The following is a 12,149-nucleotide window of genomic DNA, read 5'->3' on the forward strand; positions in this document are numbered from 1 at the left end:
TCCGTTTAAGGTTTAGGTTGACTTGGAAACAATTTTGGAAGGGGCGTAAGCCGTGGAACTGGGACTGACGACATTCGCCGAGACTCATCCCGTCGGCGGCAACGGGCCGGTACCCACCGCAGGTGAGCGACTGCGCCAGGTCGTCGAGGAGGCCGTGGCCACCGAGGCCGCCGGACTCGACGTCTACGGCGTGGGCGAACACCACCGCAGGGACTTCGCCGCCTCCTCGCCCGCCATGGTGCTGGCGGCCATCGCCTCGCGCACCGAGCGGATTCAGCTCACCAGCGCGGTGACGGTCTTGAGCTCCGATGATCCGGTACGTGTGTACCAGGATTTCGCGACGCTCGACGGCCTGTCGAACGGCCGCGCCGAACTCATGGCCGGCCGCGGCTCCTTCATCGAATCCTTCCCGCTGTTCGGCTACGACCTGGCCGACTACGACGAACTCTTCGAGGAGAAGCTGGCCCTGCTGCTGAAGATCCGCGAAGAGGGTCCGCTCACCTGGTCCGGCAAGTTCCGCGCGCCGCTGACCGACGCCACCATCTACCCGCGCACCGATAACCGGCCCCTGCCGGTGTGGATCGCAGTGGGCGGCAGCCCCGAATCCGTCATCCGCGCAGGGCTTCTGGGCCTCCCGCTGGCCATCGCCATCATCGGCGGCGAGCCCGCCCGCTTCAAGCCGCTGGTAGATCTCTACCACCGCGCCTTGGACGAGGGCGGCCACGAGCCGCAGCCCGTGGCGGTGCACGCCCACGGCTACGTCGCCGAAACGGACGAGCAGGCGGTAGCGGACTTCTACGCGCCCTACGCCCGCGCCATGACCGGCATCGGCCGCGAACGCGGATGGGGCCCGATGACTCGCGAACAGTTCGCGGGCCTGCGCTCACAGAGCGGTTCACTGTTCGTCGGCACGCCCGACTATGTGGCGGGCAAGATCGCCGACGTCCGAGACAACCTCGGCCTGGATCGCTTCATGCTGCACACCAGCGTCGGCACCCTCCCCCACGAGAAGGTGCTCCGCAATATCGAACTGCTCGGCGAGAAGGTGGCCCCGCAGGTGCGGTGATCACACGAATCATTCGACGGACGGGTCCCCGATCAATATCGGGGACCTGTCCTTTTCTCATGTCTGCGGGGTGGCGCCCAAGGCCGCGAGCAGCATGCCGGTCAGCTCGTCGAGGTATTCCGGAGCTGTCGGATCTCCACCGCGCAGCCCGCGCCAGAACAGAGGGGCCAGCAGGAAGTCCAGGGCCAGTTCGAGATTCACTTCGGCGGGGAGCTCGCCGCGTTCGATAGCGCGTTCCAGCAATGCGGCGACCTTCACGCGACGGCCTTCACCAACCCCGGTTTGCAGCGCGGTGGCAAGGGCAGGCGTTCGCATCGCTTGTGCGAGTAGGTCCGGGATTATTCGGGCGGCGAGGGGGTGCGTCAGACCTGCCGCCGCGGCTTCCAGGAAAGCGCGCAGATCTCCGCGCAGGCTGCCTGTATCGGGAGTGTCGGCGGCATCCACCGCGACCTCCTCGACCAGGGCCAGCACCAGCTGTTCCTTTCCGGGCCAGCGTCGGTAGAGGGTCGGCTTGCTGACGCCGGCGCGGCGGGCGACCGCCTCCATGGACAGCTTGCCGTAGCCGACGTCGGCGAGTTCTTCGAAGGCGGCGGCACGGATGGCGGCGGTCACCTGCGGTTGCATCACGGCCGCGCCCGCGGGTTTGCGGGTGCGCGGGCCGGGGTCGTCGGTCATGGTCCCGACTCTATCAACGACGACACGGTTGCGTTTCGTCGTGGGTGGGGTTACCGTATTTCTCGTACGACGAAACGGTGTCGTATCGACGTAAATCGAGAGGTAGAGGCCATGAAGTTTCTGTTCGACGATGAGTCGTTCTCGTTCGAGACGCTGCGTGCGGCCGGGTTCGCCTGCTACGGCGGGGCCGAGCTCGGCGAGGTGGTGTCGACCGCGAGCCGGATCACCGATGGCGATGAGGCGGCCTGGATGCGCGAGTGGGAGGCCACCGCCCGGCGGGTGCACGGCATCGGCACCGCGTGCGCGGCGGCGGGGCGGCGGGTCAGCGCCCGCGAGGCGCTACTGCGGGCATCGAACTACTACCGCACCGCCGAGTTCTACCGGCGCGACAATCCGGCCGACGATCCTCAGGCGCGGGAACTCTCCCGGCTGTCGCGCGAAACGTTCTCGCAGGCAGCACAACTCATGGACACCCCGGTTCGATCGGTGTCGATTCCCTACGCGGACACCACACTTCCGGGTTACCTGTACCTGGTCGACGACTCCGGGATGCCCCGCCCGACCCTCATCTTCAACAGCGGATTCGATTCCACGCTGGAGGAGTCCTACTTCGCGCTGGCCGCCGGCGCGCTGGCTCGCGGCTATCAGGTGCTGGCGTTCGACGGCCCCGGGCAGGGCGCGGTGATTCGCGAGCAGGGGTTGCCGTTCCGGCCCGACTGGGAGGCGGTCATCACCCCGGTAGTGGATTTCGCGCTCACCGTGCCGGAGATCGACCCGGACCGGATCTCCCTGTTCGGCTACAGCCTCGGCGGCTTCCTGGCAGCCCGGGCCGCGGCCTTCGAACACCGGGTGGCCGCACTGATTCTCGATGACGGCCTCTTCGATTACCACAGCGCCCATGAGCGCATCCTGCCGCCGTTCCTGGCGGAATGGATCGCGGACGGCCGCGATGAGGAGGCCGATCACGTGGCCGCGATGATCATGGCGTTCGACACCACCGTCCGCTGGGCGCTGCGCAACGGCCAGTGGACCTTCGGCGCCGCCTCCCCCGCCGATTACATCCGCCGCACCGCGGCTTACACCCTTGCCGGAGTGGCCACCGAAATCCACTGCTCCACGCTGGTTCTCGAGGCCGAGAACGACCAGTTCTTCCGCGGCGAGGCCCAGCGCGTCTACGAGGCCCTGACCTGCCCGAAAGATCTGATCACCGGCACCGAGGCCGAAGGCGCGGGCGAGCACTGTCATACGGGCGCGATGCTGCTGACCCACCAGCGCCTGTTCGACTGGCTCGACACCACCGCCGCCGGGCTGCCGGTCCCCGCCTTCAGCGAATCCAACTGATCGATCAGGGTTCGATCATGAGCGGGCGGTGCGGGTGCACCTCTACGAAGGCGACGAGGTCACCATAGGGAGCGGTCCCTTGCTTGAACCGATGAGCCATGCGCGCCAAGGCATTTCGCGCACCGTATTTGATGCGCATGCCTTCGTGCGCCCGCTCCAGCAGAAAATCGTCCCGGACGATGTGGACGCTGCCGTACTGCTGACGGCTGCCGATCATCGGGCGGCCGCGCCAATCGCCGGGCTGGATCATCACCCGGCGATCCTGCCCCAACTGCTCTGCTTCGATGTCGTAGGAGGAGAGCAGGAAGTTCAGCCGGCCGTATTCGGCGGGAACGACCAGGTGCGGGACGGTGACGAGGCGGCCCGGTGCGGTCGGGCGGGTCACCAGGACGGATTTCGCGTCCCACCACAGTGATCCCCGCTGCCATGCGCTGCGGCCGGGCTGAGCAGCTGGCAGCGCGCTCCGGGGTATGGGCATGGTGGTCGCAGATGCAGAAGGCGTCGTCATAACCGTCTAGACTCCAAACTCGTTGTTCTTCAATACCTTTCGAGCACAGACCCAGTGAACGTGGGTGGGATCGACAACAGCCCGTTGCCGCCGTGGCAACGGGTGAGCGTCGTGATTGTCCCGGTTTCGAGGTTAGCGTCGCTTACGGATACATGCCACGACCGCCGAGCCGAGTCGGTCACATTGCGACCACATCGGTATCGCTAGTCGGTGAGTTTGGCCTGGAACGCTATGCGGTCGCCGCGATACAGCGAGCGGACCCGCTCTATCGGGACGCCGTCGGTATCGATGCTGCGACGGTGCAGCAGGAGCATCGGGAGGGCGGTGGTGCATTCCAGGAGCGCGGCTTCCCGCGGCGAGGCCAGCATGGTCTCGATACGTTCGGTGGCCGAGGCGTAGGCCACACCCATGTGACGGGTGGCGGCGTACAGCGAGGTTTCAGGATTGTAGAAGTCCCGGAGCACGGCGAAGCGCTCGAGCGGCATGAAGGTGCTCTCCAGCCCGATACGTTCACCGTCGGCCAGCAGGATTCGCTCCAGGTGCATGACGGGGGTGCCGGGAGCGAGGGCCAGATCCTGCGCGGTGTCGGGGTCCGCGGGAATGTCGGTCCAGTCGACCAGCAGGCGGCCGGGAGTGCGGCCGAACTTCAGTGCGCCTTCGGTATAGGAGCGAAGAGTCAAGGGCTGCACCATCTTCGGGCGCGAGACCACGGTGCCGCGACCCTGGCGGCGAATGCGGCCCTCCACCAGCAACTCCCGCAGCGCCTGGCGCACGGTCTCGCGAGCAACGCCGCAGCGCAGGGCGAGATCGCGCTCCGACGGCAGCGGATCGCCCTCGTTCAGTTCGTCCAGTAGCGACTCCAGCTCGGTGCGTACCCGGTACGACTTCGGGATGCGCGCCTCGGCGGCGGAAAAGGCGACTTCCGTCGTGTCCATGCCCCAAAGCATACCCACGATTGGTCTATACCAATTGTTAACCTAGCGTTTGCACACGAAACACCCGTAGGTCTAGACCATTGGCCACCATAGGTCGCATGCGATTGGTCATCATCGGCGGCGGCATCATCGGCACCGCCCACGCCCTGGCCGCTATCGGACGCGGCCACGAAGTGGTCCAGCTGGAGCGGGAGGCAGAGGCGCGCGGCGCCACCGTCCGCAACTTCGGTCTGGTGTGGGTATCCGGGCGCAGCGCGAACGAATTGGAGATCACGCTCCGCTCCCGCCAGCTGTGGGAGGAAATCGGCGGCAAGGTGCCGGGCGTGGGCTTCCGGCCCGCGGGCTCCATCACCCTGGTGCGCACCGAAACCGAACTGGCCGTGGCCGAGGCCGCCATGCGGAATCCGTCGGCCGAGGAACGCGGTTTCGAACTGCTGGACGCCGACGGCGTGCGCGCCGTCAACCCGGCACTGCGCGGCAAATTCCTTGCTGGACTGCACTGTTCGACCGATGCCGCGGTGGAGTCCCGGCAGGCGCTGCCCGCGCTGCGCCGCTATATGGAGGCCACCGGGCGCTACACCTTCTTCGCAGGCACCGAGGCGCGCACCGTGACCGGCTCCGCCGTGGTCGACGATCGCGGTCGCCGCCACGAGGGTGATCTGGTGCTGGTCTGCCCGGGTGCGGCGCACACCGGCCTGACCCGGGAACTGGTCGGCGATATTCCGGTGCGCCGGGTGCGGCTGCAGATGATGCAGACCGCCCCGCTCGGCGAACCGCTCACCACCGCCGTGGCCGACGGCGACAGCTTCCGCTACTATCCGGCCTTCGCCGGCGCGGAGCTGGATCGGCTCAATCGGGAAGAGGCACAGCCCTTCACGGCCGCACAGCACAAGATGCAGCTGCTGTGCGTGCAACGCCTGCACGGTGGGCTCACCATCGGTGACACCCACGAGTACGACGAACCGTTCAATTTCGATGTGGACGAGGCCCCCTACGAGCACCTCACCGCCGTGGCGGAGGAGCTGCTGGGCCGCAAGTTGCCGCAGGTCGTGCGGCGCTGGGCGGGCATCTACAGCCAGTCCATCGATCCGGGCGCCATCGTGACCCGCGCGCAGGCCGAGGAGAACGTCTGGGTGATCACCGGTCCGGGTGGACGCGGTATGACCCTCGGTCCCGCGATCGGCGAAGAGACCGCCGACCTCCTCAATCTCTGAACCTCCGTCAACTGTAAGGAAAATCCTTGTCCGACAAGCAGATCGACCTCGCGGTATTGGATATGGCGGGCACCACGGTCGAAGACGACGGCCTGGTCATTCGCGCCTTCGAGCAGGCCGCGACCGCTGCGGGTATTCCGCTCGAAGGCCCGGAGCGGGAGTCCGCCCGGCAGTACGTGATCGACACCATGGGTCAGTCCAAGATCACCGTCTTCCGTGCGATCCTCGGCGACGAGGAGCGCGCGCAGCAGGCCAATGCCGCCTTCGAGACCGCGTACTCGGAATTCGCCGATGCGGGTGTCACCCCGATTCCCGGTGCTGTCGAGGCCATTTCGGCGCTGCGGGCGGCGGGGATCAAGGTGGCGCTGACCACCGGCTTCAGCCGCGCCACCCAGGACAAACTGCTGAACGCGCTGGGCTGGAACGATATTGCCGACCTCACCCTCGCTCCCTCCGATGCCGGTCGCGGCCGCCCGTTCCCGGACATGGTGCTGACCGCGCTGCTGCGGCTGGGCATCGATGCCGTGGATCGTGTTGCGGTGCTGGGCGATACGGCCAGTGATATCGCCACCGGTCTGGCCGCCGGCTCCCGGATCGTCGCGGGCACGCTGACCGGCGCGCACGACGAGGAGCAATTGCGGGCCGCGGGCGCCACCCATGTGGTGCCGTCGGTCACCGAGTTCGCGCAGCTGCTGCTGGCCGAACGCGCCTGAGTTTCGTCCGCCCCGGTACGCCGGGGCGACGGATGTAGTGAATCAACACAACCCCCGCCCCTTCGATCGACCCGTCCCACGAACTGGCTCTGTCCAATTTACTGAAAGTGCAGTCACCGTGCGTAATACGAACAACCGCCTCGCACGCACCATCGCCCGTACCGCTCTGATCCTCACCTCCGCCACCGCGGTCGCGTTCAGCCTCACCGCCTGCGGCGGCACCGGCAGCGATTCCAGCGGCGGCAAGACGGTCACCGTCTACTCCGCCGACGGTGTCGGCGACTGGTACAAGACCCAGTTCGCGAAGTTCAAGGACCAGACCGGGATTGCGGTCAATCTGGTCGAGGCCGGTTCCGGCGAGGTCGTCAACCGGGTCGAGAAGGAACAGTCCAACCCGCAGGCCGACGTGATCGTCACGCTGCCGCCCTTCATGCAGAAGGCCGAGAAGTCCGGCCTGCTGCAGAACAGCGGTGTCGACACCGCGGCCTTCGGCGCGGCTGACAAGGACGCAGGCGGTCAGTGGGTCACGCTGGCGGGCAACTACCTCTGCTTCATCGCCAATCCGTCGGTCAACGCCTCCAGCGTGACCTGGGACGACCTGCTCAAGCCGGACTACAAGGGCAAGGTCCAGTACTCCACCCCCGGCCAGGCCGGTGACGGCACCGCGGTGCTGATCCTGCTGCAGCAGCTGTACGGCAAGCAGGGCGCGCTGGACTACCTGACCAAGCTCCAGGCCAACAATGTCGGCCCGTCCTCCTCCACCGGCAAGCTGCAGGCGAAGGTCGACAAGGGTGAGCTGCTGGTCGCCAATGGCGATGTGCAGATGAACCTGGCGACCATCAAGGACAACACCTCCAAGTTCAACGTCTTCTTCCCTGCCACCACCGACGGCAAGCAGAGCACCGTCGCGCTGCCGTACCTGATGGGTCTGGCCAAGGGTGCGCCGCATTCCGACGGCGCCAAGAAGCTGATGGACTTCCTGCTGTCCGCGGATACGCAGAAGACCCTGCCCGATGCCATGGCTGTCTCGGCTCGCACCGACATCGCGGCCGCCCCGGCTGTCGCCGGCACCGTGAACCCGGCCTCGGTTGTTCGCAATGTCACTGTCCTGCACCCGGATTGGACCTCGGTCCTCGACTCCCTCGATGCCGATGTTGCCGCGTACTCGAAGGCCACCGGCAGCTAACTGAATCAACCCCAGGAGCAGCAACCATGTCCTCCGCGTTGACGACATCCACAGTGGCGAATGCCGCCGCCATCGAACCGGCCATCGTGTTCGACCGGGTCGGTGTCACCTACGGCCACGGCCGTAGAACCACCGTCGCACTCGCCGATTTCAACCTGCGCGTCGCCGCGGGGGAAACGGTTGCACTGCTCGGCCCCAGCGGTTCCGGCAAGTCCACCGCGCTCAAGGCCTTGGCCGGCTTCGTCCGGCCCACCTCGGGCACGGTGCGACTGGGCGGCCGCGATGTCACCGACCTCTCCCCCGCCAAGCGCGGTATCGGAGTGGTGGTGCAGTCCTATGCGCTCTTCCCGCATATGCGGGTGCACGACAATGTGGCCTTCGGGCTCAAGGCACATCATGTGCCGCGCAACGAGATAGCGGCTCGGGTGACCGAGGCGCTCGATATGGTCGGCATGGGTTCCTATGCCAAGCGGCTGCCGCGAGAACTCTCCGGCGGGCAGCAGCAGCGGGTGGCGATTGCCCGGGCGCTGGCCATCCGGCCCAAGGTGCTGCTGCTCGACGAGCCGCTGGCGGCACTGGACGCGCAGTTGCGGCAGTCCATGCTTGGTGAGCTGCAGGAGCTGCGAAAGGCATTGCCGGACACGGCAATGCTATACGTCACCCATGATCAGGCGGAGGCGCTCGCGCTTGCCGACCGGATCGCCGTCATGCGGGATGCGCGGCTGGTCGATATCGATACCGCGCACCAGCTGTGGCAGCAGCCCTCCACCGAGTTCACCGCCTCCTTCCTGGGCGGCGCAAATCTGTTGCCCTGCACCGTGCGGCACGTCGCCGGTACGGCGGCGCTGGTGACCGTCGGCGAGCACACCCTGCAGGCGGAAGCGCCGCAGCCGAGCGTCGGGCGTCCGGACTGGGTGCCCAATGCCGATGCGCAGCTGTGTGTACGGCCGCACACCGTGCAGATTGTCGCGCTCACCGAGCGGGATGCCTTGCGCGGCACTGTGAACGCCACCATCTGGAAGGGTGCGGTCACCCGCCTGCACCTCACCGTCGCCGGTATTCCGGTCGAGTTCACCGCCGATGTTCCCGGGCACACCGAACTGGCCGCCGGTGATTCGGTGGGCGTGCGCTTCCCCGACCCGGCCGGTGTGCTGATTCCGCCCGCCATCGGAACCGGCTCTGCCGCAGCTGATTCCGGGGTGCGGGCATGAGTTCGACCGCACTGCCGCACCGTCGGCCCCTTGACTCGAACGACCTGGAGGGTGCCGGCCCGCCAGCACGTGACCGTCGTTCGACTACGACCACGCGTCCCGTGAGGGGGGACGTGTGGTCCGAGCTTTTCACCGGAGTCGCCGCCGCACGCGATAGGAGGCAGCCGTGACCGCTGTACTCGAAACTCCCGCTGCCCCCGCCGCTCCGGAGTCCCCCGCGCCGCGGCGCTCGCTGCGGCCGATCCTGTGGACGCTACCGCCGGTGCTGGTGGTGTTGCTCATCGCCGTGTATCCGATCGTGCGGGTGCTGTGGGAGTCCACCACCACCAAGGACGGCAGTCGCGGCACCGGCACCTGGACGGGTGTGCTGGCCGAGCAGTCGGTACGGAATGCGCTGTGGCGCACCGTCACCATCGCGGTGTCCTCCACCATCGGATGCCTGCTGCTGGGGACGTTCCTGGCAATCGTGCTGGCATTCATCCCGTTTCCGGGTGCACAGCTCGTCGGGCGCCTCATCGATACCGTGCTGACGCTGCCGTCGTTCCTGGTGACGCTCGCCTTCACCTTCCTGTACGGGACAGCGGGCGCGGTGAACGCGCTCATCGAAAAGCTCACCGGCAGCAACGAACCGGCGCTGAACTTCCTGTCCACACCGTGGGGCATCATCTTCGCCGAGATCACCTTCTTCACCCCGTTCGTGGTGCGCCCGCTGCTGGCGGCCTTCGCGCAGCTGCCTCGTGAGCAGCTGGACGTGGCCTCCAGCCTCGGCGCGACACCGTGGCGAGTGCTGCGTCAGGTGGTGCTGCCGGAGGCCTGGCCCGCACTCGCCGCGGGTGGCAGTCTCGTATTGCTGTTGACGCTCAATGAATTCGGCATCGTGCTCTTCACCGGCGCCAAGGGTGTCATTACGCTGCCCGCGCTCATCTATACGCGCGGCATCGTCACCTTCGATCTTCCCGGTGCGGCCGTGCTGGCCTCGGTGCAGGTGCTGCTCTCGCTGACCCTCTACCTCGGCTACCGCCTGCTCTTCGCCCGCCTGACCAGCACCCGACAGGAGAGCTGACCATGTTGGTGTGGACTCGCCGCGGACGTCTCGCGGTACTGGGCGTCTTCGCCCTGGTGGTCACCATCGTCTTCGTGGCCCCGATCGCCACCGTGGTGGCCGCCGCACTGGCCGGGCGCTGGACCGGCCCGCTGCCATCGAATCTCGGCTTCGCGAACTTCGACCACGTGCTGTCCGGTGAAGAATCGGCCAGCCTCTCGGTCAGCCTGCAAACCGCGCTCCTGGCCGGACTCATCGCCCTGGTCCTCGGCACCTGGGCGGCCCTGGCCTCCCGCGAGGCCCCACAGTGGTTGCGCCGCACCACCGATGCGGTCTTCCACGTCCCGGTAGCCGTCCCCTCGGTAGCCATCGGGCTCGGCGTCCTCATCGCCTTCAACGAACGCCCACTGCTCCTCGGCGGCACCAAATGGATTGTCATCCTGGCCCATACGGTGCTCGTCCTCGCCTACGCCTTCAGCGGCGTCTCCGCCGCCCTGGACCGTCTGGACCCCGGCTACCAACAGGCCGCCGAATCCCTGGGCGCCGGCCCGACCCGAGTGCTCTTCCGCATCACCCTCCCACTACTCCTCCCCGCCCTGGGCGCGGCAGCAGGTCTGGCAGTAGCCCTCTCCATGGGCGAGCTCGGCGCAACCATCATGGTCTACCCCGCCACCTGGAAAACCTTGCCCGTCAGCATCTTCGCCGCCACCGACCGCGGCGAGGTCTTCAACGCCGCCGCCAGCACAACACTCCTGGTAGCAGTAACCCTCATCGCCCTGATCATCCTGGGCCGCCTCCGCGGCCGCGCCGCCCTCCGCTGAGGCTTCAGACGCCGGCCCCGCCGAACTACCGGTGGTGTCTGCGCCCCGAGCGGTCGGGGGTCGCTAGGGAAGCATGCGGCGAAAGGGGTTGCGGGGCTGGATGGTTCGACCGTTGATGCAGTTGGACCGGTGCCGAATGGTCGGCACCGGTCCAACTATTTCTTCAGGGAGGGATCGGCCTGAAGTTCAGAGGCCCGCGGTGGCTGCCAGGAGAGCGCGGGCGTGGGAGTCGTCGGAGGCTTGGATGAGGCCGGCGGCGAGGAGGTAGGCGGCGGCCATGTGGAGGGCCGAATCCCTGAGGGTGGTGAGGGTTTCGGTCAACTCGACTGCTTTGGACTCGAAGCCGTGCTGTAGTTGGCGGGCGGAGTCGAAGGCGCCGAAGCCGGTGAGGGTGTGGGTTCGGCGGGAGTGGTCGATTGGGGGGTCTAGTGCGTCTGCGAATCCCAGGAAGGTTGCGGCGCACTTGCGGGCAAGCGCCACGTCCATGCGGAAGGTGCCGCCCACCGCCTGGTTGTACAGGGCATCGGCCGTGGTCTCTCCGGCATTCATGATCGAACTCCGTCCATTTAATGTGAAATGCCCTATTTCACTCGCAATTTCGCGAAGTGCTGTCAGGCATGGAGGGAAGCGACGCTGTGGATGGCAAAGAAGAGGCGGGACGGGTGTGCCGCGCCAGTCGACCACGCGGCACACCGGGCGGGGCGCCCCGTTGCGCCCGCCGTCTGAGGCGGGCGACGTCTAACGGCTCGAGAGAGCTACTGGTCCGATAGCGCTGCCCGGTTGACGTCACCGCTGGTGACAATGGATTCGTAGCAATGCATTAATTGTGTCAATGCATTTGGAATCATTGTTCTGGTAAACGGCGACGGCCGCCAGCCACGTCGATTACGAGATCAGTGTAACCGTCGACTAGTTCGGCCAGATGGTACCAGTGTTTATGGGTGTTATCGCTGCCTGCGCCGTCATGATCGATCACCTGATTGGCTTCTACCCAGCTCCTGGCCATGCGGTCAACGACCGCCCCCAGGCTCTCGGTGTGCAACAGAGCACCGCTGCGGTGCTGTGGCAGTTCCTGTTCCACCCAGTCATTGATATCGTCGACGAGTTCGATGCGCCGGCAATCGATCTCGGCGACCAGCATGGAATCACCGATTTCGGCTCGGCGTTCGTGCAGCTCGGCCAGAGCATGCGCAGACCTGAGCAGAACTCGATCTTGAAATCGCCGCCCTTGGAAGGCACAGAGTAATTGCGGGGCAGTCGGCAGAGCGCCGGCTATCGACATCGTCATCGGGTCGCCCCACACGTACCTGACAGCATCACTAATCGCACCAACATGATTGGTCTCCGAAATCAGCTATACCGGTCATCGGATCGGTTGTTCACGAATAGGCTAGCCGAATCATGCTCTTACAAATGCAAGAACGCAACAGTGCGTTC

General features: G+C 66.5%; 13 protein-coding genes. 8 read left to right on the forward strand and 5 right to left on the reverse strand.

From position 1 onward, the window contains the following. Positions 1-52: 52 nt before the first annotated feature. Positions 53-1,066 (forward strand): LLM class flavin-dependent oxidoreductase, encoded by a 1,014-nt coding sequence (locus tag JWN03_RS01865; RefSeq protein ID WP_297608683.1) that lies wholly within the window; start codon positions 53-55, stop codon positions 1,064-1,066. Positions 1,067-1,123: 57 nt separating this feature from the next. Here JWN03_RS01865 and JWN03_RS01870 read toward each other — a convergent pair whose 3' ends face one another. Next, positions 1,124-1,741: a TetR/AcrR family transcriptional regulator gene (locus JWN03_RS01870; RefSeq protein WP_297608686.1), complete on the reverse strand. Its 618-nt coding sequence runs from the start codon at positions 1,739-1,741 to the stop codon at positions 1,124-1,126. A gap of 111 nt (positions 1,742-1,852) precedes the next feature. Between JWN03_RS01870 and JWN03_RS01875 the strand changes: the two genes are divergently transcribed. Next, entirely contained in the window at positions 1,853-3,082 is a 1,230-nt protein-coding gene (locus tag JWN03_RS01875; RefSeq protein ID WP_297608689.1) for an alpha/beta hydrolase family protein, read from the forward strand. A gap of 4 nt (positions 3,083-3,086) precedes the next feature. Here the strand turns inward: JWN03_RS01875 and JWN03_RS01880 are convergent, their stop codons facing one another. Continuing rightward, on the reverse strand, positions 3,087-3,590 hold the full coding sequence (locus tag JWN03_RS01880) for a hypothetical protein (protein WP_297608692.1): 504 nt from the start codon (positions 3,588-3,590) through the stop codon (positions 3,087-3,089). 203 nt (positions 3,591-3,793) lie between these two features. Further along, on the reverse strand, positions 3,794-4,525 hold the full coding sequence (locus tag JWN03_RS01885; RefSeq protein WP_297608694.1) for a GntR family transcriptional regulator: 732 nt from the start codon (positions 4,523-4,525) through the stop codon (positions 3,794-3,796). Positions 4,526-4,623: 98 nt separating this feature from the next. Between JWN03_RS01885 and JWN03_RS01890 the strand changes: the two genes are divergently transcribed. The 6 genes from JWN03_RS01890 (at position 4,624) to JWN03_RS01915 (ending at position 10,712) form a co-directional block, all read left to right on the forward strand. Next, on the forward strand, positions 4,624-5,739 hold the full coding sequence (locus tag JWN03_RS01890; RefSeq protein WP_297608697.1) for a TIGR03364 family FAD-dependent oxidoreductase: 1,116 nt from the start codon (positions 4,624-4,626) through the stop codon (positions 5,737-5,739). 26 nt (positions 5,740-5,765) lie between these two features. Beyond that, on the forward strand, positions 5,766-6,452 hold the full coding sequence (locus tag JWN03_RS01895; RefSeq protein ID WP_297608700.1) for a phosphonatase-like hydrolase: 687 nt from the start codon (positions 5,766-5,768) through the stop codon (positions 6,450-6,452). A gap of 118 nt (positions 6,453-6,570) precedes the next feature. Continuing rightward, entirely contained in the window at positions 6,571-7,638 is a 1,068-nt protein-coding gene (locus JWN03_RS01900; protein ID WP_441342923.1) for a 2-aminoethylphosphonate ABC transporter substrate-binding protein, read from the forward strand. Between the two features lie 26 nt (positions 7,639-7,664). Next, on the forward strand, positions 7,665-8,849 hold the full coding sequence (locus JWN03_RS01905) for an ABC transporter ATP-binding protein (RefSeq protein ID WP_297608703.1): 1,185 nt from the start codon (positions 7,665-7,667) through the stop codon (positions 8,847-8,849). Positions 8,850-9,015: 166 nt separating this feature from the next. After that, entirely contained in the window at positions 9,016-9,912 is an 897-nt protein-coding gene (locus JWN03_RS01910; RefSeq protein WP_297608706.1) for a 2-aminoethylphosphonate ABC transporter permease subunit, read from the forward strand. Between the two features lie 2 nt (positions 9,913-9,914). Next, positions 9,915-10,712, forward strand: coding sequence for an ABC transporter permease (locus tag JWN03_RS01915; RefSeq protein ID WP_297608709.1), 798 nt, complete (start codon positions 9,915-9,917; stop codon positions 10,710-10,712). Positions 10,713-10,898: 186 nt separating this feature from the next. Here JWN03_RS01915 and JWN03_RS01920 read toward each other — a convergent pair whose 3' ends face one another. Next, positions 10,899-11,261 carry a hypothetical protein gene (locus JWN03_RS01920; protein ID WP_297608712.1) on the reverse strand — a complete coding sequence of 121 codons (363 nt, stop codon included), beginning with the start codon at positions 11,259-11,261 and terminating at the stop codon, positions 10,899-10,901. A 295-nt stretch (positions 11,262-11,556) separates the two neighbouring features. Further along, positions 11,557-12,000, reverse strand: coding sequence for a DUF4254 domain-containing protein (locus JWN03_RS01925; RefSeq protein WP_366914357.1), 444 nt, complete (start codon positions 11,998-12,000; stop codon positions 11,557-11,559). Positions 12,001-12,149: the final 149 nt, after the last annotated feature.

This window comes from Nocardia sp. (assembly GCF_025465275.1).
Classification (GTDB): domain Bacteria; phylum Actinomycetota; class Actinomycetes; order Mycobacteriales; family Mycobacteriaceae; genus Nocardia.

What these genes read in the sequence shown, in the direction of transcription:
- JWN03_RS01870 (WP_297608686.1), bottom strand. Translation starts at nt 1,741, where the DNA reads ATGACCGACGACCCCGGCCCGCGCACCCGCAAACCCGCGGGCGCGGCC.
- JWN03_RS01875 (WP_297608689.1), top strand. Translation starts at nt 1,853, where the DNA reads ATGAAGTTTCTGTTCGACGATGAGTCGTTCTCGTTCGAGACGCTGCGT.
- JWN03_RS01880 (WP_297608692.1), bottom strand. Translation starts at nt 3,590, where the DNA reads ATGACGACGCCTTCTGCATCTGCGACCACCATGCCCATACCCCGGAGC.
- JWN03_RS01885 (WP_297608694.1), bottom strand. Translation starts at nt 4,525, where the DNA reads ATGGACACGACGGAAGTCGCCTTTTCCGCCGCCGAGGCGCGCATCCCG.
- JWN03_RS01890 (WP_297608697.1), top strand. Translation starts at nt 4,624, where the DNA reads ATGCGATTGGTCATCATCGGCGGCGGCATCATCGGCACCGCCCACGCC.
- JWN03_RS01905 (WP_297608703.1), top strand. Translation starts at nt 7,665, where the DNA reads ATGTCCTCCGCGTTGACGACATCCACAGTGGCGAATGCCGCCGCCATC.
- JWN03_RS01915 (WP_297608709.1), top strand. Translation starts at nt 9,915, where the DNA reads ATGTTGGTGTGGACTCGCCGCGGACGTCTCGCGGTACTGGGCGTCTTC.
- JWN03_RS01920 (WP_297608712.1), bottom strand. Translation starts at nt 11,261, where the DNA reads ATGAATGCCGGAGAGACCACGGCCGATGCCCTGTACAACCAGGCGGTG.
- JWN03_RS01925 (WP_366914357.1), bottom strand. Translation starts at nt 12,000, where the DNA reads ATGACGATGTCGATAGCCGGCGCTCTGCCGACTGCCCCGCAATTACTC.